This window comes from Nocardiopsis sp. CNZ308, assembly GCF_004217075.1.
This window is the reverse complement of the sequence record NZ_SHKJ01000001.1, coordinates 5,897,646-5,917,852: the sequence shown is the minus strand read 5'-3', so window position 1 is coordinate 5,917,852 and position 20,207 is coordinate 5,897,646. Positions and strand designations below refer to the sequence as shown.

Annotated in this window: 20 protein-coding genes and 1 pseudogene; 12 read left to right on the top strand and 9 right to left on the bottom strand. The window is 74.2% G+C overall.

Annotation, left to right across the window (positions count from 1 at the left end; all coding sequences use genetic code 11):
• The first annotated feature begins 131 nt into the window (after nt 1-131).
• Nucleotides 132-1,049 carry a GNAT family N-acetyltransferase gene (locus EV372_RS25490; RefSeq protein ID WP_130398116.1) on the top strand — a complete coding sequence of 306 codons (918 nt, stop codon included), beginning with the start codon at nt 132-134 and terminating at the stop codon, nt 1,047-1,049.
• Here the strand turns inward: EV372_RS25490 and EV372_RS25485 are convergent.
• Complete coding sequence (locus EV372_RS25485) at nt 1,027-2,043, bottom strand: Gfo/Idh/MocA family protein (RefSeq protein ID WP_130398115.1); 1,017 nt, start codon at nt 2,041-2,043, stop codon at nt 1,027-1,029. The genes EV372_RS25490 and EV372_RS25485 overlap by 23 nt on opposite strands.
• A 127-nt stretch (nt 2,044-2,170) precedes the next feature.
• Here EV372_RS25485 and EV372_RS25480 point away from each other — a divergent pair, with 127 nt between their 5' ends.
• Nucleotides 2,171-2,587, top strand: a complete 417-nt coding sequence (locus EV372_RS25480) for a hypothetical protein (RefSeq protein WP_130398114.1) — start codon at nt 2,171-2,173, stop codon at nt 2,585-2,587.
• Here the strand turns inward: EV372_RS25480 and EV372_RS25475 are convergent.
• From EV372_RS25475 to EV372_RS25465, 3 genes are read right to left on the bottom strand one after another with little or no spacing between them, the layout of a single operon-like run.
• A complete protein-coding gene (locus EV372_RS25475; RefSeq protein ID WP_130398113.1) occupies nt 2,574-3,545 on the bottom strand; it encodes a DUF4097 family beta strand repeat-containing protein in 972 nt (323 codons plus the stop codon). The genes EV372_RS25480 and EV372_RS25475 overlap by 14 nt on opposite strands.
• A 46-nt stretch (nt 3,546-3,591) precedes the next feature.
• The gene (locus EV372_RS25470; protein ID WP_019607246.1) at nt 3,592-4,296 is read right to left on the bottom strand and encodes a response regulator transcription factor; all 705 of its coding nucleotides are present in this window, start codon (nt 4,294-4,296) and stop codon (nt 3,592-3,594) included.
• Nucleotides 4,293-5,612, bottom strand: a complete 1,320-nt coding sequence (locus EV372_RS25465) for a histidine kinase (RefSeq protein WP_130399115.1) — start codon at nt 5,610-5,612, stop codon at nt 4,293-4,295. Before EV372_RS25465 ends, EV372_RS25470 begins: the two co-directional genes overlap by 4 nt.
• A gap of 192 nt (nt 5,613-5,804) precedes the next feature.
• Here EV372_RS25465 and EV372_RS25460 point away from each other — a divergent pair, with 192 nt between their 5' ends.
• The gene (locus tag EV372_RS25460) at nt 5,805-6,548 is read left to right on the top strand and encodes a (2Fe-2S)-binding protein (RefSeq protein WP_253793502.1); all 744 of its coding nucleotides are present in this window, start codon (nt 5,805-5,807) and stop codon (nt 6,546-6,548) included.
• A gap of 134 nt (nt 6,549-6,682) precedes the next feature.
• A complete protein-coding gene (locus EV372_RS25455) occupies nt 6,683-7,876 on the top strand; it encodes an FUSC family protein (protein ID WP_486484061.1) in 1,194 nt (397 codons plus the stop codon).
• 65 nt (nt 7,877-7,941) lie between these two features.
• On the opposite strand, the gene EV372_RS25450 is transcribed toward EV372_RS25455, so the two are convergent.
• Both EV372_RS25450 and EV372_RS25440 read right to left on the bottom strand, forming a co-directional pair.
• Nucleotides 7,942-9,411, bottom strand: coding sequence for an MDR family MFS transporter (locus tag EV372_RS25450; protein WP_486484060.1), 1,470 nt, complete (start codon nt 9,409-9,411; stop codon nt 7,942-7,944).
• A 451-nt stretch (nt 9,412-9,862) separates the two neighbouring features.
• A complete protein-coding gene (locus tag EV372_RS25440) occupies nt 9,863-10,345 on the bottom strand; it encodes a VOC family protein (RefSeq protein ID WP_130398112.1) in 483 nt (160 codons plus the stop codon).
• A 286-nt stretch (nt 10,346-10,631) separates the two neighbouring features.
• Between EV372_RS25440 and EV372_RS25435 the strand changes: the two genes are divergently transcribed.
• Both EV372_RS25435 and EV372_RS25430 read left to right on the top strand, forming a co-directional pair.
• Nucleotides 10,632-11,429, top strand: a complete 798-nt coding sequence (locus EV372_RS25435; RefSeq protein ID WP_130398111.1) for a methyltransferase domain-containing protein — start codon at nt 10,632-10,634, stop codon at nt 11,427-11,429.
• 160 nt (nt 11,430-11,589) lie between these two features.
• Complete coding sequence (locus tag EV372_RS25430; protein WP_130398110.1) at nt 11,590-11,997, top strand: MarR family winged helix-turn-helix transcriptional regulator; 408 nt, start codon at nt 11,590-11,592, stop codon at nt 11,995-11,997.
• Nucleotides 11,998-12,028: 31 nt separating this feature from the next.
• Here the strand turns inward: EV372_RS25430 and EV372_RS25425 are convergent, their stop codons facing one another.
• The gene (locus EV372_RS25425) at nt 12,029-12,601 is read right to left on the bottom strand and encodes a GNAT family N-acetyltransferase (RefSeq protein ID WP_130398109.1); all 573 of its coding nucleotides are present in this window, start codon (nt 12,599-12,601) and stop codon (nt 12,029-12,031) included.
• 317 nt (nt 12,602-12,918) lie between these two features.
• Here EV372_RS25425 and EV372_RS25420 point away from each other — a divergent pair, with 317 nt between their 5' ends.
• A complete protein-coding gene (locus tag EV372_RS25420) occupies nt 12,919-13,371 on the top strand; it encodes an iron chaperone (protein ID WP_130398108.1) in 453 nt (150 codons plus the stop codon).
• Between the two features lie 48 nt (nt 13,372-13,419).
• Here the strand turns inward: EV372_RS25420 and EV372_RS25415 are convergent, their stop codons facing one another.
• Nucleotides 13,420-16,215 (bottom strand): ATP-binding protein, encoded by a 2,796-nt coding sequence (locus EV372_RS25415; protein ID WP_486484138.1) that lies wholly within the window; start codon nt 16,213-16,215, stop codon nt 13,420-13,422.
• Between the two features lie 134 nt (nt 16,216-16,349).
• On the opposite strand from EV372_RS25415, the pseudogene EV372_RS25410 reads away from it, so the two are divergent.
• The 3 genes and pseudogenes from EV372_RS25410 to EV372_RS25400 all read left to right on the top strand — a co-directional run.
• A pseudogene (locus tag EV372_RS25410) lies at nt 16,350-16,739 on the top strand (RNA-guided endonuclease InsQ/TnpB family protein); the annotation flags it as partial.
• Nucleotides 16,740-17,083: 344 nt separating this feature from the next.
• Nucleotides 17,084-17,581, top strand: coding sequence for a pyridoxamine 5'-phosphate oxidase family protein (locus EV372_RS25405; RefSeq protein WP_130398106.1), 498 nt, complete (start codon nt 17,084-17,086; stop codon nt 17,579-17,581).
• A gap of 59 nt (nt 17,582-17,640) precedes the next feature.
• Nucleotides 17,641-17,829 (top strand): hypothetical protein, encoded by a 189-nt coding sequence (locus EV372_RS25400; protein WP_130398105.1) that lies wholly within the window; start codon nt 17,641-17,643, stop codon nt 17,827-17,829.
• 102 nt (nt 17,830-17,931) lie between these two features.
• Here EV372_RS25400 and EV372_RS25395 read toward each other — a convergent pair whose 3' ends face one another.
• Nucleotides 17,932-18,561: a TetR/AcrR family transcriptional regulator gene (locus tag EV372_RS25395; RefSeq protein WP_130398104.1), complete on the bottom strand. Its 630-nt coding sequence runs from the start codon at nt 18,559-18,561 to the stop codon at nt 17,932-17,934.
• A 73-nt stretch (nt 18,562-18,634) separates the two neighbouring features.
• Between EV372_RS25395 and EV372_RS25390 the strand changes: the two genes are divergently transcribed.
• Entirely contained in the window at nt 18,635-19,360 is a 726-nt protein-coding gene (locus tag EV372_RS25390) for a GAP family protein (RefSeq protein WP_130398103.1), read from the top strand.
• A 108-nt stretch (nt 19,361-19,468) separates the two neighbouring features.
• Nucleotides 19,469-20,182 (top strand): sensor domain-containing protein, encoded by a 714-nt coding sequence (locus EV372_RS25385; RefSeq protein WP_130398102.1) that lies wholly within the window; start codon nt 19,469-19,471, stop codon nt 20,180-20,182.
• Nucleotides 20,183-20,207: the final 25 nt, after the last annotated feature.

Sequence of the window (20,207 nt, the reverse complement as noted above, 5' to 3'; positions counted from 1 at the left end):
CTACCCCTCGTGGGAGAACACCTGTGTGGCAAGCGTAGCCCGACCCCCTCTCGTTCGGGCGGAGTTCGCCCGAACGCACGCCGAAACCACTACTTTAGGGAGTCGTTTCTTTCCGGAGAGTAGTGAAAGTAGTGGTGCAGGTGACCATCCACGACCACGGACCCGAACTGCGCGACCTGAGCGCGCCGCCCACCGTCCGGGACCTGTGCCCCGGCTACCGCCTCGCCCGCTGGGACTCCCCCGCGACCCTGGCCCCGCCCTGCCGGGAACGCCTGCACCGCGTCCTGCGCGACCTGGCCGCGCGGGCCTTCGGCGCCGACCACTCGTCCTACTGGCGCGCCCGGATCGACGCCGGGTTCTTCGACCAGGTCGCCTCCCTGGCGCTGATCCTGGGCCCCGACGGCTCCCCCGTCGGCTGGGGCGGCTACCACCGCCGCCGCTTCGCCTCCCGGCGCGCCGTGTACCTGGACGCGGCGGGCGTGGTCCCCGCCCACCGCCGCTCGGGCCTGTCCGCCGCCCTGATGATCCACTTCCTGACCCGCGAGGTCCTCGCCCACCCGCTGCGGACCACCTACGTCGTCCTGCGCACCCGCCACCCGGCCGTCTACGCCGCGTGGCGCCGGAGCCTGGGCGACGCGCGCGTCTTCCCCAACGAGCTCCGGCCCCTCCCCGCTCGGGTCCGGCGCGTCGCGGGCGAGGCCGCCGAGTGGCTGGGCGACGGGCCCCACCTGGACCCCGACACGCTGCTGATCCGCAACGCCTACCGCGTGTTCGACGGTCGGATCTACGGCACCCGGCCCCGCAGCGGCCACCTCGCGCTCGACGACTACTTCGCCCACGAGGTCGGCCCCCGCGACGCCCTGCTGATGGTGGTCCGCATGAGCGTGCCCGCCCTGGCACGGGCCACCGCCGCACGCCTCCTGCACGCGCGGCGGCGCCCTCGGGAGGCGGGGGACCTTCCCGCGGGCGCCGGGGAACCAGGGCGTGGGACCGCTCCCAGGAAGGAGAGGCAGGGAGCGGCCGGGATCACGCCAGGGGCACGGCCTTGACCGTGGCCGGGCTGTAGACCAGGCCGCCCACGTCGCGGATCTGGTCCATGATCCGGGCCAGGCGCAGGCTCTCGGCCCAGGGCATGTCGGGGCTCTCCAGCTCACCGGCGGCCACGCACCGCGCGACCTCCTCGGCCTCGTACTCGTAGCCGTTGGCGCGGAAGGGGCGGGAGAATGCCTCCGGCTCGTGGCCGTCGCGGTGCAGCACCACGTCGGTGGCCATCCAGAAGTTCGGGATCTCCAGCCGCCCCTTCGTCCCGGCCAGCACCCCCCGGTTGGGCAGCGTGGTCTGCGAGGCGCACGACAGCGAGCCGGTGCCCCCGTTCTCGCCGCGCACGAGCACGGTGGTGGCGGTGTCCACCATCCGGTCGGGCGACAGGTGGCGGGTGGCTCCCACCACGGTCAGCTCGCCCAGGTGCTGGGAGGCGAAGGCCAGCGGGTACACGCCCAGGTCGAGCAGGGCGCCGCCGCCCAGGTCGGCGTTGAAGAGGCGGTGGTCGGGGTCGTAGGGGGCGTTGAAGCCGAACTCGGCCGAGAGCCAGCGCACCTCGCCGATCGCACCGTCCTCCACCAGGTCGCGGACCAGGCGGGAGGCGGGCAGGTAGCGCGTCCACATCGCCTCCATCAGGAAGAGGCCGCCCTCGCGGGCCGCCTCGGCCATCTGCGAGACCTGGAGGGCGTTCATCGCCATGGGTTTCTCGACTAGGACGTGTTTGCCCGCTCTGAGGCAGGTCAGGGTGTTGGGGTGGTGCCAGGGGTGGGGGGTGGCCACGTACACGGCGTCCACGTTCGGGCTCTGGGCCAGGGCCTCGTAGCTGCCGTGGCGTTCGGGGACGTCCCAGGCCCGGCCGAACTCCTCGGCGCGCTCGGGGGTGCGCGAGCCGACCGCGGTGAGCCGGGCCGCGGGGGTGGACCCGAGCGCCTCGGCGAAGGAGTGGGCGATGCCGCCGGTCCCGAGCACGCCCCAGCGCAGTACGCCGTTTTCATCTGTCATGGGAGCATCCTAAAAAACAGGGCCCCGTCGGGGTTCGGGCGGGGAAGGTGCTCGGTTTCCGAGGCCGCGGCCCGTACGGTGGCCAGGAGACGGGCGAGGCGCCCGCAGGCCACGAACGGAGGGGGATATGTCGGACAACCCAGGCACTCTCGCCCAGCGGCTCGGGGTGCGCCCCGGCGACCGGCTGCTCGTCCTCAACGCCCCCGAGCGCTACCTGCGGCTGCTGGAACCGCCCCCCGACATCCACATCGACCTGGGCCCCATCGAGGGCGCCGACTACGACGACGTGCACCTGTTCGCCCTGGACCGGGGCACCGTGGGCCGGGAGGCGCCCCGCGTCCTGGAGGCGGTGGGGCCGGGCACCCGCCTGTGGGTGTGCTACCCCCGGCGCGGCGGCACCATCATCACCGACCTGGCCGCGGACCGGGGCTGGGATCCGCTCCTGGACTCGGGGTGGCGCGGTACCGCCCAGGTGCCGATCGACTCGGACTGGGCGGCACTGCGCTTCGAGCGCGCCGGAGCGGACCGGTCTAACCCGACGTGACGCTGAGCGCGCCGCTGACGGTGTCGGCCTGGATGCGGGCCTCCGCCTGCGGGGAGGTGTCCACGTCCACGCGGCGTTCCCCGGACGCGGACTCCCCGGTGACCTCGTAGGCGCCCTCGGGCACCCGCACGTCGATCCCGCCGCTGACGCTCTCCAGGCTCATCAGGTCGAAGGCGTCGTCGGTGGCGACCCCGATGCCCCCCGAGACCGTGGAGACCTGGGCCTCGGTGAAGCCCCCGCCCACCCGCACGTCGCCGCTGGTGGACTCGGCCACGACCGTGCGCGCGCCGAACCCGGACACGTCCACGTCACCGGAGGTGCTCGCGGCCTGGAGGTGCTCGCCCGTCCCCTCGGCGATGATCCGGCCGCTGGTGGTCTCCGCGACCACGGAACCCTCCACCCCGGTCACGTCGATCGTGCCGCTGACGGACTCGGCGGTGACGTCGCCGCTGTTGCCGTCCACCCGCACCTCGCCGCTGACGCTGCCCAGTTCCAGCTCGCCGTCGACGTTCTCCACGCTGATCCGGCCGTTGACCGTCTCCACCGTCACCGCGGTCCCCACCGGGACCGCGACCTCGTAGTCGATCCGGCAGCCGTCGAAGAACGGCACGCCCAGGCACGCGGCCTCCACCTGGAGGGCGCCGTCGTCCTCCTCGATGTCCTCCTCCGGCTCGGTGAGGGGGGTTCCGCGCAGGGTGCGGTCCACCTGCACCCGCTCGGAGCCGCCGGTGAGGACGACGTCGCCGCCGGTGTCGTTCTCGATCTCCACGGCCTGGGGCGCGTCGTAGGCGTCGCTGCGGGTGCCGCGGTCCACGCCCACGTTGCCCAGGACCGAGACGGCGGTCGCCACCACCACGCCCAGCACCAGCACCGCGCCCAGGAGCAGCCACGGGCCCACGCGGAACCCGCGCGGCTCCTTGCTCGACGAGGCGTACAGGCCCCGTGCCTTGAATGTCACTGTTCTTCCTTCCTCGTTGGGCTCGCGCCCCCTCTGGTGTCCGCGGTCAGTCCCGGTCCGCGCCGCGCAGGTAGCGCAGCACGGCCTGCACCCTGCGGTGGTCGTGGTCGTCGTGGCCCAGGTCCAGCTTGGTGAAGATCGAGCGGATGTGCTTCTCCACCGCGCGTTCGGTGACGGTCAGCCGCGAGGCCACGCCCGCGTTGTTCAGCCCCTGCGCCATGAGCTCCAGCACCTCGGTCTCGCGCGGGGTGAGCCGGGCCAGGGCGTTGTCCCGCCGTCGGCTGAGCAGCTGCGAGACCACCTCCGGGTCGATGGCGGCGCCTCCCCCGGCGACGCGGCGCAGCACCGACAGGAACTCGTCGATGTCGGCGACCCGGTCCTTGAGCAGGTAGCCGACCCTGCTGGCCCCGCTGCCGAGCAGGTCGGCGGCGTAGCGGCTGACCACGTGCTGGGACAGCAGCAGCACCGCCACCTCCGGATACTTCTGGCGGATGGCGATACCCGCCTGGATGCCCTCCTCGGAGTAGGTGGGCGGCATGCGGATGTCGACCAGGCACAGGTCCACGTCGGGGTGCTCCTCGACCGCCCGCATCAGGGCGTCGGCGTCGCCGACCTGCGCGACGATCTCCACCCCCGCGTCCTCCAGCAGGCGGGCCATCCCGCTGCGCAGCAGCACCGAGTCCTCGGCGATGACCACCCTGGGCCCTCTCTCCGCGGGCTGGACGGGGTTCGCACCGGTGTACACGGTCATGCCTCCCAAGGGATGTCGGCGGTCAGGACGGTGCCCTCACCGGCCGGGCTGTGGATGGTCAGGACGCCGTCGACCGCGTCCACGCGGTCCCACAGGCCGTTCAGGCCCGTGCCCGCCTGGGGGGCGGCCCCTCCGGAGCCGTCGTCGGTGACGGTGAGCCGCAGCAGGTCGCCGCCGTTGCGGGCGGGGCGCGACACCCGCTCCGCGGCCACGGTGACCCCGGTGGCGCCGGAGTGCTTGGCGACGTTGTTCAGCGCCTCGCAGGCCACGTAGTAGGCCACTCCCTCGGCGCGCGGGGAGGGGCGCTCCTCCAACTCGACGTCCACCCGCACGGGGACCGGGGCGCGTCCGGCGGCCACGGGCAGGGCTGCGCCCAGTCCGTGGTCGGTCAGGACCCGGGGGTGGAGTCCGCGCGCCACCTGGCGCAGCTCGTCCATGACCTCCCGGGACTCGCGCTGGGCCTCGGTGATCAGCTCCAGGGCCGTGTCGGGGTCGGTGGCCACGCGCGAGCGCGCCCGGGTCAGGGTCATGGTCAGGGCGAGCAGGCGCTGCTGGGCGCCGTCGTGCAGGTCGCGTTCGATGCGGCGGCGCTCGGCCTCGGCGGCGTCGACCATGCGCAGGCGGCTGTCCTGGACGTGCAGCAGGCGGCGGCGGATGCGCACCTCGGGCGCCTCGAACAGCAGCCTGCGGTGCAGCAGGACCTCGGTGGCGACCATGTAGGGGGCCAGGCGCAGCCCGACGAGGGCGCACAGCGGCCCGAACACGACCAGGACCAGGGGTCCGACCAGGTCGCCGGGAGAGCCCATCACCAGCACGAACACGATCCCCATCAGGGCGCCCACGACCGACGCCCCGCCGCACACCACCAGCGCCACCACCACGCCCCCGGCCAGCAGGCCGTGGACCCCGGCGACGGTGCTGTAGACGACCGCCGACCAGGCGTCGCGGCCGAACACGAACCGCCAGGTGCGCACGAGCGGCTTGTCGTGGGCCAGGGGGTCGGGCGGGCTGGTCTCCACGATCCCGAACACGTTGTCCAGCCGGTTGCGCTGGACCCGGCAGGACAGGCGGGCCAGCAGGGTCGCCAGGGCCGGGAGGCCGACCAGGAAGGCGAGCGAGTCCGAGAGCATCCGGTCGGGGACGAGCCGGGACACCTCGGGCAGCCAGGGGCCGGAGACGGCGAAGCCGACCCAGGTGGCCGAGACGACCAGCATGAACGCGGGCACCAGGTAGCACAGGGCCAGGGCCAGCGAGGTCATCAGGTGCAGGACCTCGACCACGCGCACGCGCCAGCCGGACCCGTAGGCTTCGGCCACGCGGGGCAGGGCGGAGAGGGCGGTGAGGAACCCTCCCCTCCCGCCGTTCCTGGCTCTGGCGCGCGTGCTCTGACCGGTCACGCAACCAATCTAGGTTCGGCGGCCCGGGGGCACGAACCCAACAGCACGTGGAGTGCCGGTGGTGCTGGCACCACTCGGGCGTTTGCGGACACGGGGAAGGGCGGGTACGGGGTGGACGGAGCAGGGACGACGGCGGTGCGGCCGGTCCTGGCGGAGGTCGGCCGGGTCAACACGCTGTTCGCCGTGGAGACGGTCCCTCCCGGACCGGGGTGGTCGCCGCTGGGAGGCGGCGGGGCCCTGGAGCCCCGCGCCCTGGCGGGCGAGGTGGAGCGGGTGCGCGGCCACCTGGCGCGGTTGGCCGGGCGGCCGGACGCGGTGGTGGAGTGGCGGGTGGCGGCGTCGGTGTTCCAGCAGGGGCTGGCGACGCGGCTGCTGTCGCCGGTGCTGGCGGCCGGACTGTGCCACGGGGTGCTGGTGGACGCGGCGCGGTTCCACTGGGACCCGCGCCGGGAGGGGCCGGTGGTGCTGCGCACCTCGCAGGAGGGGGCCGCGGCGGTGACCGGGGGGACGGCGGAACTGGCCGACTGGGTCGAGCGCACGGTGGTCCTCGGCGTCCTGGCCCGTGCGGCACGGGGACTGGCCGGGGCGGGCAGCGTGGCGCCGGGGCTGCTGCGGGGCAACACCGCCGCGGCCCTGGCCGGGGCCGTGCGCGCCCTGGGCGCGGACCGGCCCGCGGTGCGCGCGCGGGCCGGGGAGGCGGCAGCGGACCTGCTGGGGCGCCCCTCCCTGGCCGGGACCGGCGGTTACACGGGGGTGGACGCCTCGGGGCTGGGGGTGTTCCGGCGCACCACGTGCTGCCTGTACTACCGGGTCCCGGGCGCGGGGTACTGCGGGGACTGCGCCCTGCGCCGCTGAGTGACCCGCGCCCGTCCCCTCCCCGCGCTTCGCTTCCCCTCACCCCGGGTAGCTGCGGCTGTGACGACGGTCGGCGAGGGCACCGGTGGGAGGAACCAGTGGCGGATCGGGACAGGTCGGGCACGGACGGAGCCGTGGCCCGCGCACGCGCCTGGGTGAGCCGTGCGGTGGGCTCGGACGGGCACGAACGGCACACGGCGCTGTCCATCGGCAAGAGCGCCCTGGCCGCCTCGTTGGCGTGGTTCGTCGCCCAGCACCTGATCCAGGCCAGCTCCCCGGCCTTCGCCCCCTTCACCGCGGTCCTGATGATGCAGGTGACCGTCTACCAGTCGGTGGTCCAGTCACTGCGCTACGTGGGCGCGGTGGCACTCGGGATCACGGTGCAGGCCGTCCTGGGCTTCGCCGCGGGCCCGGACATGCTGACCTTCGTCGTGGTCACGCTCATCGCCCTGATCATCGGTCGGTGGAGGCCCCTGGGCAGCCAGGGATCCCAGGTGGTCACGGCCGCGTTCTTCGCCTTCTCCACCTTCCTGACCTCCCAGGGCTACACCGGGCGCCTGGTGGACCTGGCCCAGATCCTGCTGCTGGTGCTCATCGGCTGCGCCATCGGCACCGCGGTCAACATCCTCGTGCTGCCCCCCATGCGCTTCCGCAGCGCGGAGTACGCCATCCGCTCCCTCGCGCACGCCGAGTGCAACCTGATCGGGGACATCCGGCGCGGAATGGAACGGGGAGACCTGACCGAGGACGAGGCCGAGGGCTGGCGCCAGCGGGCCAACCGGCTCGCGTCGACCGTCCGGCAGACGCGTTCGGCGGTGGACACCGCCTGGGAGAGCGTCTACCTCAACCCGGCCAGACTCCTGCGCAGACACCGCCACCACGTCGCCTTCGAGGGCTACCAGCAGCTCGTCGACGCCCTGGAGCGCACCACCCACCAGCTGGGCTCCCTGGCACGCAGCATCCACCTGTGGAGCCGTGACGAGGAGCGCTCCGTCTACCAGGACTTCCTCCGCCTCTACGGGGACTTCCTCGGCTCGGTCGCCGAGATCACCCGCGAGCTCAGCGGGTTGGACCAGGACCGGCTCGGCCCCCAGGCCCGGAGGCTGTGCCGGCTCACGGAGCAGGCCCGGGAGCGCCACGACGACCTCCTCCGGGCCAAGGAACGCCAGGACTCCCCGCCCTTCGACGACCTCCGGCTGCCCTACGGCGTGCTCCTGATCGAGGCGCAGCGGCTCATGGACGAGTTCCAGTACAGCTGCGACGTGATCCTGCACTACGTGGACCGCCCCGGGCCCGCGGACGGGTCCGGCGGCGCCCGCCACATCTGACCGCTGCCGTGCGCCCTTCCGGGGCCGCCTGTCACGCGGCGGCCCCGGAAGGGCGGTGGCGCCGGTCAGGCGCGGGCGGACCGCCAGGCGGACAGGGCCACACCGGCGGCGGCCAGCAGGACGCCGACGGTCGCCCACGAGAAGGCGGTGCGGTAGCCCTCGACGGAGGCGGCGACGTCGCCGGAGGCGCCCGCGGCGACGGCCGCGCCGACGAGGACGGCCATGCCGGTGGCCCCGCCGAGCTGGTCGACCGAGCGCTGGACGCCGGAGGCGACCCCCGCGTCGGCCTCGGTCACCCCGTGCAGGGCGGCGTTCTGCAGGGAGATCAGGCCGACGCCCATGCCGACGCCGACCAGGAGCATGCCGGGCATGGCGTCGGTCCACAGACTGCCGTCCACCGGCAGCCGCGACAGCCAGGCGGTTCCGGCCGCGGCCGACAGCAGGCCCGCGACCGCCGCCCCGGACAGGCCCAGGGCGCCGATGATCCGGCCGACCACGGTCGCCGAGAGCAGGATCGCGCCGCAGAACGGCACGTACGCCAGCCCCGCCTGCATGGGGCTCATCCCCAGCACGTGCTGGAGGTAGAGCGTCACCAGCAGGAAGGAGGTCGACAGCGCCGCGCTGAGCAGCACCGTCGCCCCGTTGGCGACCAGCCTGGTGCGGTCGGCGAAGAAGGACAGCGGCACCAGCGGGTTGCGCGACCTGGCCTCTACCAGGACGAACAGCCCCATCGCCGCGGCGCCCGCGAGCACGGGGACGTACACCCGCGGCTCCGTCCAGGAGTGTTCCGCCGCCTGGAGCACCCCGTGCACCAGGGCCAGGGGACCGGCCGTCAGCAGCAGCCCGCCCAGGACGTCGGGGCGGCGCCGGGCGGTGCCGGTCGCGGCGGCCGGGGTCTGGCCCCCCGGTGCCGCGCCGCGCACGCGGTCGGGCGCGACCAGCAGCGGGACCGCGACCAGGACCACGGCGACGACGGGGAGGTTGACGAGGAAGATCCACCGCCAGTGCAGCAGCTCGGTGATCACGCCGGACAGCAGCACCCCGCCCACCAAGCCGGAGCTGGAGATGGCACCCCAGACGCCGAGGGCCCTGGCGCGCTCCTGGGGGTCGGGGAAGAGCATCGCGATCAGCGACATCGCCGCCGGTGAGGCCAGCGCCTCACCGGCCCCCTGCCCGAAGCGGGCGGCCAGGAGCCAGGGCAGGTCCGGCGCCGCGCCCGCGACGAGCGAGGCCGCGCCGAACAGGGCGGCGCCCAGGAGCAGCATGCGCCGCCGCCCCAGCAGGTCGCAGACGCGCCCGCCGAGCAGCAGCAGGCCGCCGCCGACCAGCGTGTAACCGGCGACGACCCAGGTCAGGCCCTGCGGACCGGCGTCCAGGTCGGCGCCGATGGAGGGCAGGGCGATGTTGACGACCGTGACGTCCACGGCGATGAGGAACTGGAGCATCGACACCGCCGCGAGCGCCCACCAGCGGCGGGCAGCGGTGGGGCGCTCCCGGCGGCCTGAGCGCGCGTCGGGAGTTCGGAAGGAGTTCATGTCTGATGGCCGATCGGGTCGGACCCGCGTCGAGGCGGGCCGGGAAACGGAAGGGAAGCCGTTCCGCCCGCGCGGTACGCCAAGCGGGCCCCGCCCGTCCTCCCAGGACCGGGCGCGGCGCGCGGCGGGCGCGGACGCCCGCCTACTCCGTGACTGCGACTGCCATCATGGGCGGCAGTCTAGACGCCGGCGCCGGGTCGGCGCACCGGAAATACCCGGCTGCTCCCGAACCGCCGCTGACGGGGAAGTCCCGTGCCCTGTCGGACACGGGGGTGCCGTGTCCGGGCCCCGGGGCGCCGACGAGGTCCGGGCCGGGGTGGACCGGCACCGGAACTTCGGGCCGCGCGGTACCCGGGAGACGGTCGGCTTCGCCCACCTGCCCCTCGCCCGGGCCTGAGACCGGACGCGGCCGTCCGCGCCGCCGTCTCCCGGCGCGGACGGCCGCCGCGGGTCAGGCCGCGTCCGCGGCCCGCCGGATCTCGGGCAGGTCGATCCGGCCCATCTTCAGCATGGCCTGCATGGCGCGTCCGGCCCGGCCGGGGTCGGGGTCAGCCAGCAGGTCGTCCAGCTCGGCCGGGAAGACCTGCCAGGAGAAGCCGAAGCGGTCCTTGAGCCAGCCGCACTGGCCCTCCTCGCCGCCCTCGCTGAGCTTCGCCCAGTAGTGGTCGGACTCCTCCTGGCCGTCGCAGATCACCTGGAGGGAGACCGCCTCGGAGAAGGTGAACTCCGGGCCCCCGTTGAGCGCGGTGATCTGCTGGCCGTCGATCTCGAAGTCCACGGTCAGCACCATGTCGGCGGGCCGGGGCCCGTCGGGGCCGAAGTGCCGGACCCGCAGGATGCGCGAGTTGTCGAACAGGTCCACGTAGAACCGGGCCGCCTCCTCGGCGCGGGTGTCGAACCACAGGCAGGGGGTGATCTTGTTGAGCCGTGTCATGGTCTGGTCCTCTCGGTGTGCGGCGCGGCCCTGCGCGCGTCCGCCCTACCCGTGATGACGCGTCCGGGCGGCGGAACTCATCGGCCCGGGCGGGGTTTTTCCCAGGAGTTTCGCCCCTCTCGCCCGTTCCGTGGTCGGCCGCCTCCGCGGCCCCGGGAGGAACCCCTTCCGAACCGGGCACCCCATTTCTTGTCTCATATAGCGAGAATTGAATCTCATTCACAGAGATATCGGTGTAGGGTCCCAGGTGTTCGCTCCCGCCTGCGACCCACGAGAGGGCGTTCCGATGACGCGCTACACCCACGGCCAGCACCCCACGGTCACCGACTCCTACCGCTGGCGCGACGCGGAGAACTCCGCCGCCTACGCCCTGGACCGGATGGTCCCCGGCCGCTCGCTGCTGGACGTGGGCTGCGGCCCGGGCAGCATCACCGCCGACCTCGCCCGCAGGGTCGCCCCCGGGCGGGTCACCGCCGTGGACGCCTCGGCCGAGGCCGTCGAACTGGCCCGCGCCAGCGCGCGGGAGGCCGGGGTCGACAACGTCGAGTTCCGGGTCGGCGACGTCCACGACCTGGACCTGCCCGACGACGCCTTCGACGTCGTCCACGCCCACCAGGTCCTCCAGCACGTGGCCGACCCGGTCCGGGCCCTGACCGAGATGCGCCGCGTGGCCAGGCCGGGCGGGGTCGTGGCCGCCTGCGACAGCGACTACTCCGGTATGTACTGGTACCCGCGCCTGCCCGAGCTGGACGCGTGGATGGACCTGTACCAGCGCGTCGCGCGCGCCAACGGCGGCGAGCCCGACGCGGGGCGGCGCATGGCCTCCTGGGCCCGCGAGGCCGGGTTCGAGGACGTCACCTACGTGGCCGAGGTGTGGAACCACTCCTCCCCCGAGCGCCGCGCCTGGTGGGGCGGCATGTGGTCCCGGCGCATCCTGGAGTCGGACATGGGCCGCCAGGCGGTCGCGGAGGGCCACGCCACCCGGGAGGAGCTGGAGCGCATCTCGGCGGGCTGGACGGCCTGGAGCCGGGACCCCGACGGGGTGTTCGTGGTCCCGCGCGGCGCGATCCTGTGCCGGGCCTGACCCGCCACGGGTACTCCCCGGCCCGGGCGAGCGCCGCCCGCCGCGCCGGGGACCCCGCGCCGACACCGCCGCCGGTCGTTGGCGGTGCGCCGTGCGGCGATCTATCTTCGACGTGTCTCGAAGAGTGGACGCCCGCGCAGTCCCCGCTGGAAGGAGCACCATGTCCGACCTGCCGATCGGCTACTGGCTCAAGCACCTGGACCGGCTCATCGAGAACGACCTGGACCGGACCCTGGCCTCGGAGTCGCTGGGGCGCCGCCACTGGCAGGTGCTCCACTCCCTGCACACCGACCCCGGCACGATCGCCGACCTGGACCGCAGGCTCGCCGCGTTCCTGGACGAGGACGAGTACAGCGTCACCCCGGTGGTGGAGGAGCTGCGCCGGCGCGGCTGGGTGGAGGGCCTGGTCTCCCTGAGCCTCAGTGCGGCGGGAGAGGCCGCGCACGAGGCCCTCTTCGCCAGGGTGGACGAGGCCCGCCGCCGTATCTCGCGGGGGATCAGCGACGAGGAGTACCGGACCGCGGTCGACGTGCTGGAGCGGATGTCGGCCAACCTCGAACAGGGTTGACGCGGCCGGACCCCGCCCGGCCGCGCCCCGGTCAGGGGGCGGGCAGTTCCCGGGTGAGCTCGACGAATGCCAGATCCGCGCGCTTGGGCAGACCGAAAGTCGCGTCACCGTAGGGGAAGGGCTCGGTCTTGCCGGTGTTGGTGTAGCCGCGGCGCTCGTACCAGGCGATCAGCTCCGGGCGCTGCTTGAGCACCTTCATCCGCATCAGGCGGCAGCCCCACTCGCGCACCGCCGTGTCCTCGGCCTCGGCCAGGACCCGCTTGCCCAGGTCCCCGCCCTGGATGCCGGGCCGCACCGAGAACATGCCGAAGTAGGCGCCGTTGACGCCGCGCTGGAGCTCGCAGCAGGCCACGATCCGACCCTCGGCCTCGGCGACCAGCACGATCGTGTTGGTGCGCGCCAGCAGCTCGGCCATGCCCCCGGCGTCCACGCGCTGGCCGTCGAGCAGGTCGGCCTCCGTGGTCCAGCCCTGCTTGGAGGAGTCGCCGCGGTAGCAGGAGTTGACCAGCTCGACGAGCGCGGGGACGTCATCGGTGACGGCGGTCCTGTAGACCAGGTCGGTCCAGGGCCCCGAAGCCGTCTCACTGCTGGTGGTCACACGCATCTCCCCCGTTGGTTCCGGCCGCTGGCACCCCCCAGTATCGGCCACTGGACATAGCGAAGAACACGGACCCCTGGGGCAAGAGGGGCGCAAGGGGCAATCGGAACACGGCGGCGGAGGAACACCGTGCGGGGGAGGCGCGGCGGAAGGGGATCCCGACGCCGTGCGAGCGCGGGACCGTCACCGACCCCGTGGTCCGTGGTGGTTTCCGTGGTCAGCACGGAGGCGCCGCGCACCCCCGCCGGGAGAGGCTGTGGACACGGAGGCCGGCACGGCCGCACACACCGGGCCGACCGCGGCCCACAACCGAGGGAGTGACCATGACCAGCACCGCCACCGGCACGTACGAGGGGTTCTCGGCCGAGGAACGGGCCGCGATGAAGGACCACGCCCGGGAGCAGAAGAAGGCGGCGCGCCGCGCCTCGCGCGCGGAGAAGGCGGCGGAGGCGGAGCGCGACGTGCTCGCCAAGATCGCCGAGATGCGGGACTCGGACCGGGTCATGGCCGAGCGCGTCCACGCCGTCGTCACGGCCAACGCCCCGGCCCTCGCGCCGAAGCTCTGGTACGGGATGCCCGCCTACGCGCTGGACGGCAAGGTCGTCTGCCACTTCCAGGGCGCGGCCAAGTTCGGGACGCGCTACGCGACGCTCGGGTTCAGCGACCTGGCCCGGCTGGACGAGGGCACGATGTGGGCGACCGGTTTCGCCCTGACCGAGGTGACGGACGAGACGGAGGCGCGCATCGCCGAGCTGGTGAGGCGTGCGGTGAGCTGAGGCGCGGCCGCCGGGTTCACATGGTCACCGGTCCCGGCTCCCGCGCGCTCACCGGCCGGGCGTGAGGCCGAGGCGGGTGAGCGCGGCCCCGCCGGCGGCGGTGTGCTCGCCCCCGGCGAGCACCAGCGTGCGCGCCGCCTGGTAGCGGCAACCGGCCGCGTCGAACGCCGCGGCGGCGGCGAGCCGCCCCGCCGGGTCGCCGTCGAGCAGCGCCTCCGCACGGTCCACCTGGGCCCCAGCGACCGGGTTGCCGGTGACCACGGCCCGGGCGGAGGCGATCCGCTCCCGGGCCTTCGGGTGCCCGGCGAGCACCGCCGCCTCCGCCCTGAGCGCCACGTACCAGTGGAGCCAGACCCAGCACACCCACTTCCACACCCGGTCCGGCTCCGGTTCGACGCGCTCCAGGGCCGACTCCGCGTCCCCGTGGTGGAGCAGGACCATGGTGTCGAAGACCGCGCCGTAGCCCAGTCGGTGGTCGGCCTCGGACCCGGCCCGGTCGACGATCGCGAGCCAGTCCGCCCGTGCGTCGTGGTCGCCGCGCAGGCCGTGGACCATCGCGACCGACGCGGCGGCGGGCCCCAGGGAGCGCGTCCGCGGTCGGCCGTTCTGCTCCCACGCGTCGAGGAACCTCGTGCTGCCGGTGAGCACCCCGCCGACGTCGCCGCTGAACGCGTCCGCCACCAGGAGCCAGGACGTGGCGCTGTGTCCCGCCTCGGCCAGCAGCGGGTGGTCGGCGAGCCGCCTGCCCCACCGGCGGGCCTCCGGCAGCCGCCCCACGCCGAGGGAGGTCCCGGCGGCCATGGCCAGGGCGTCCATCAGCTCGTGCGTGCTGGCGGGGGTCGGCGGGCGCGAGGCCAGGATGTCGACCCTGCGCCGGGAGGCGGCCGCACCGGCGAAGGCGTTCCCGGCCCAGCTCTGGGCGCCCGAGAGCGCGTCCAGGGCCGCGGACTCGGCCACCGGGTCGCCCGCGCCACGGGCGAGCGCGACCGCCCGTTCGGCGCTCTCGACCGTCTCCTCGGCGGTGTTGTCCGGATCCCCCTGGACCGCGCCGAACGCGTCCGCGACCACCGCCGCCTCGGCCAGCGCGACGGCGGCCCGGGCGGCCGGGGCGTCGCCGGACAGCTCCCGCGCCCGCGCGAGCGTGTCCCTCACCTCCTCCACGGCGGGAAGCCGCGTGAACGAGCTGGAGAAGCGGTACGCGACGGTGGCGGCTGCCGCCAGGTCGCGGCCCGCGCCCGCGGTGTCCCCGGCCCGGAGGGCGGCGTGCGCGGCGGCGCGGTGCAGGCGGTACATGTCGTCGTCGAGGCCGCGGCATCCGGCCACCGCGGCGGCCTGGCGCAGCGCGTCGGCGACGTCTCCGGTGTCGGCGAGCCGCGCCGCCTGCTCGAACCGCTGCTGGGCCTCGCCGAGCAGGGTGCGGGTGAAGGACAGCTCGGCCACGGCGCGGGCGAGACGGTGGGCGTCCGCGCGCTGTTCGGGCTGGTCGCAGGCCCAGGTGAGGGCGGCCCGCATGTCCTCCGCCACGGCGTCGAACCGGGCGCGCCAGTCCGCGCCCGCGGTCGCGGTGAGGTCGGCCGCACCGGCCAGGCACCAGTCCAGGTGGCGGGAGCGGACGCGCGTCAGTTCGCCGGTGTCGGCGAGCCGCTCCGCCCCGTACTGGCGGATGGTCTCCAGCGCGTGGTAGCGGGTGCCGGTCGCGGACGGTGTCACGGAGAGCAGGCTGTGCTCGGCGAGCCTGCCGAGCCCGTCGACGACCGAGGCCGGGTCCAGAGGGGCGAACCCGGCGACCCCGGCGGCGGCCTCGGGGGTGAACGGCGCGACGAACACCGACACCCGGCGCAGCAGGGCCTGGTCCCGCGGCTCCAGCAGGTCGTGGCTCCAGTCCAGCACCGCCCGCACCGACCGGTGCCTGTCGTCGGCCCGGGATCCGCCGGTGAGGACCCGCAGCTGGTCGGAGAGCCCGGCGGTGAGGCCGTCCAGCCCCAGCGTCGAGCACCGCGCCGCCGCCAGTTCGATGGCCAGCGCCATGCCGCCGAGCCGTTCGCAGACGGCCACGACCTCCTCGCTCGCGGCGGGCCCCTGAGGCCAGCCGCCCACGGCCGCCCGGTCCATGAACAGGGCCACCGCGTCCGACTCCTCCCCGCCGTCCCGCGACAGCGGCGGGAGCGGGAGGACCCGCTCGAACGGCACCATCAGCCGGGCCCGGCTCGTCACGAGCACCCGCAGCCGCGGGCAGGCGGCCAGCAGCCGCTCCAGGAACGGCGTCACCCCGTCGCGCACGTGTTCGCAGTTGTCCAGCACCAGCAGGGCCCGGCGGTCCGCCAGCGCGGCCAGGACCGTGTCGTCGACGCCGCTTCCGGGCTGCTCGCCCACGCCCACGGCCGCAGCGACCGCGGCCCCCACGCGGCCCGGTTCGGTGACCGGGACCAGGTCGGCGAACCACACCCCGTCGGCGAAGTCGTCGGCCACGTCCGCCGCCACGGCCAGCGCCAGGCGCGTCTTGCCCACCCCGCCCGGGCCGACCACGGTCACCAGCCGGTGCGACGTCACCGCCCCGGCCAGTTCCCCGCGCTCGCGGACCCGGCCGACGAACGACGTCAACGGCGCGGGCAGGGCGGGCGCCGTTCGCTCGCGCTCGGCGCGGGCGGAGGAGGTCGCGTGCCGGGCGAGCGCCCGCCGGTCCGGCAGCGCCAGTTTGCGCAGGAGCGAGGAGACGTGCGACTCGACGGTGCGCACCGACAGGACCAGGCGCGCGGCGATCTCCGCGTTGCTGAGGTGCTCTCCGAGCAGGGCGAGTACTTCGGCTTCCCGAGCCGAGACCACTGGACTGGACACCGAACTCATCTGTTGGTTGGGCGTGGACACCCCGTCCTTCAGGGCGGGGAGGAAACGCCCTCTCCTTTCTGTGGCTTTCTGTTGGATTTGGCTCATGCGGTCGCGGAGCGGTCGCTACGGTGTGGGCCACGATCAGGAAGAGCGTGAAGCGGGCGTCCAAGTACCGTTTCTACCCGACCGATGCGCAGGCGGCTGAGCTGTCGCGCACGTTCGGGTGCGTGCGCCCGGTCTACAACCGCGCCCTGGCCGAACGCAGCGCAGCGTGGCAGCAGCGTCAGGAGCGGATGGGCTACTCCCAGACCTCGGCGATGCTCACCGCCTGGAAGAAGACGGAGGAGCTGTCCTTCCTCAGCGAGGTCTCCTGCGTCCCGCTCCAGCAGACGCTGCGTCACCTGCACACCGCCTTTCGCAATTTCTTCAACCGCCTCGCGAAGTATCCGCGGTTCACGTCGAAGAAGAAGTCCCGCGCCTCGGCGGAGTACACCCGGTCCGCCTTCCGCTACCGCGACGGTCACCTGACCCTGGCCAAACTCACGACCGTGATGTGAACGCGGCGCACAACCTCAGGGCCGCCGGGCTGGCGGCATCTGCCTGTGGAGCTGGTGTGAGACCTCAACGGGAGTCCTCCCGGACGGGGCGACCGGCGACGAAGCAGGAAGGCCACGGGGCGACCCGTGACGAGGCCCCGGCCTCGAACCACTGGTAGGCGGTTCCGGAACCTCCAGCCTTCAGGCAGGAGAGGGAGTCAATATGGGTGGTGGTTTCCGTGGCCGGCACGGAGGCGGTCCGCGCCCCGGCCGGGGAGGCTGGGACCACGGCGATCGCACCCGGCCGAACCCGCCGGGCCGACCGCGAACCACGACCACGGGGAGTGACCGTGACCAGCTCTCACGCCCAGGAGACCACGACGGCGCCGCGTCCGGCGGGCGCCGAGCCCCGCCCCGGCGCACGGCGCCGCCGCGACACCGAGGAGCGGCTCGCCCGCGACGTCGACGTCTGGGTGGCCAGCGCCTCGGAGGACGGCGTACCCCACCTGGTGCCGCTGTCCTTCGACTGGGACGGCGAGTCGCTGCTGGTGGCCACCGCGGCCGACAGCGCCACCGGCAGGAACCTGGCCGCCACCCGGACCGTCCGGCTGGGGCTGGGCGGCACCCGCGACGTGACCATGATCGACGGCCGGGTCGAGGTCCTCGGGATCGACGCGCTGACGCGGGAGCGGGGCGACCGGTTCGCCGGGAGGACGGGCTTCGACCCGCGCGCGCTGGCCGCCCCCTACCTCTGGTTCCGCATCACGCCGCTCCGCGTCCAGGCCTGGCGCGAGGTGAACGAGATGTCCGGACGCGAGCTGATGCGCGATGGCCGCTGGCTGGTCTGACGCTCCGCCCGGGCGGAGCGCCCGGGGTGCCGCGCGCCGTGCGCGGGGAGGATACGGGCATGGGCGTTCTGGACGTGCTTCTGGCGGTGGTGGTCATCGGTGTCGTCGGCGTGGTCCCGCTGGTCGTCTGCGTCATCTCCATCGTGGACGACTTCCGCTACGGCGACAGCCGCTCGGACAGCGGCCACCGGGGCGGCGGCGACGGCGGGTCCGGCGGAGGTGGTGACGGCGGCGGAGGGGGCTGTTGACCCTCCCGCGGCCGGGGTGTGCGGCGAAGACCCCCCGGAGGGTTCCGCCAGGTGACACCGCCCGGCCGTCCGTGCTCCCGTCTCCCCCCGGACGCCGAGCGATCAGGAGGCCTGGTGGTGCCGCCAGGCCTCCTCGGTGCGGGCCAGGAAGGCGCGCAGCTCCCGCCGCGCCTCCTCGGGGCCCTTCATGCCCGGGGTGACCATCAGCTGGAGGGCGAGCCCGTCCACCTGGGTGTGCAGGTACCCGGACCACTCCTCGACCCACGGGTCGGGGTGGGGCTGGAAGGGGTCCTCCACCGGCTGCCCGGTGAGGGCGGCGACCAGGAGCCGGTAGAGCCTGCGCTGGCTGTTCCAGTGCTGTTCCCGGTCGCGGTCGTACTCCCCCAGGAGCCCGGCGGCCTCCCAGGCGCGGTACTCCGCGCGGCGGGTCGCGTCCAGGGGCAGGAGCTGTTCGGCGTACTCGGCCATGCGGTCCAGGAGCGGGGTGTTCGGGTCCTGGGTGCCGTTCAGGGCCGTGACGCGCGCGGTGACGCGCTCCTCGGACAGGTTCATGGCGAAGACGAGCAGGTCCTCGCGCGTCTGGAAGTAGTGGCGCAGGGCTCCGGGGGACCAGCCCGCCTCGGCGGCGACGGAGCGGATGGACACGGCGGCCGGGCCGGAGTCGGCGATGACCCGCCACAGGGCCTCGGCCAGCTCCCGGCGGCGCTGTTCGTGGTCGACGATCTTGGGCACCTCCCCTTTCTAGCACATGTGTGTTATTTTATTTAGCACAGCCGTATGAAATCGAGAGCGGAGGGCGACCGCGATGCCGTCCCTGGAAGTGCTGTTGCCGGTCGCCGGACTGGCGCTGCTGGACACCCTGAGCCCCGCCACCATCGGGGTCTCGCTGTACGTGTTACTCAGCGGGGCGCGGTCGGTGGCCCGCCCCCTGTTCGTCTACCTGGCCACCGTCGCCGCCTTCTACTTCACCCTGGGCTGCGCGCTCATGCTCGGCCTCGGCTTCGCGTTCGAGGCCCTGGACGACCTCGCCGACAGCCCCGTCCTGGGCTGGGCGATGGTGGTGCTGGGCGGGGGCATGCTCGCCTACGCGCTGTTCATGCCGAGCGGACCGCGCCGACAGCGCAGGCCCGCCTCGCTGCGCACCGGCGCGGTGGTCGCGCTGGGCCTGGCAACCGGCCTGCTGGAGGGCGGCACCGCGCTGCCCTACTTCGGCGCCATCGGCATCATGACCACCGCCGGGCTCTCCGCCACGGCCTGGGTTCCGCTGCTGGCCGCCTACAACGTCGTCATGGTGCTCCCGCCGATCCTGCTCTACCTGGCCCACCGCGCCTTCGGCGAGCGGCTGCGGCCCCGGATGGAGGGCTGGCGCGCCAAGGTCGAATCCGGTTCCCGGGAGGCCCTGGGCTGGATCATCGGCATCGTCGGCTTCCTGGTCCTGCGGCACGGGCTGTGGCTCGCGGGGGTCTTCGACGGAAGCATCAGCCTCGGACCCGTCACCTTGGAGGCCGCCGTCCTGCTGGGCGGTCTGTGACCGAGGGCCCCGGCGCGGCGGCGCCAACGCGGGGTGGAGCCAGCACCACCCCCGGTCCGCACCCGTACCGCCCTGACCCCGGGCGCGGCCGGGCGTAACTTCGGGGCCATGGACACGACCCGCGACCCCGTCGCCCGGCTCCTGGCCGACACCCGCTACACCCTCCTGGGCCTTCCGTCGGCCCTCATCGCCTTCGTGGTCGTCCTGACGGGCCTGGCCGCCGGGGCGGGCACGGCCGTCGTCATGGCGGGCCTGTTCCTGATGACGGGCACCCTGTACGCCGCACGCGGGTTCGCCCACGTCGAACGCGTCCGCCTGGCCGATCTGGGCCGCCGACCGGTGGCGCGCCGCCCCTACCGCTCCCCCGCCCCCGGAACCGGTCCCCTGCGCCGGGCCCTGACCCCGCTGACCTGCCCGCAGAGTTGGCTGGACGCCCTGCACGCGCTGGTGCTCCCGCCCGTGGCCGTGGTCGGCTTCTGCCTCACCGCCACCTGGTGGGCGGGGGCCCTGGCCGGGCTGCTCCAACCGCTGTGGGGCTGGTCGCTGTACACCATCCCCGGCTACACCGACGTGGGCACCTACCTGGTGCCCGAGCACCCGGTGCTGGCGACCACGGCGGCGCACATGCTCACCGGGGTGCTGTTCGCCCTCACCCTGCCCCTGGTGGCGCGCGCCTGTGCCCACACCCGGGCCACGCTCGGCCGCGCCCTGCTGCTGGCCCCCGAGGACCCCTGCGTGGGCGTGTACACCGCGGCGCCGCGCCGGGAGGAGACCGCGCGACAGCACGGTCGGAACACCGAGCCCGTGGTCACGGGCGTGTGAGGCCCGCTGCCCGGCGCACCCCCGC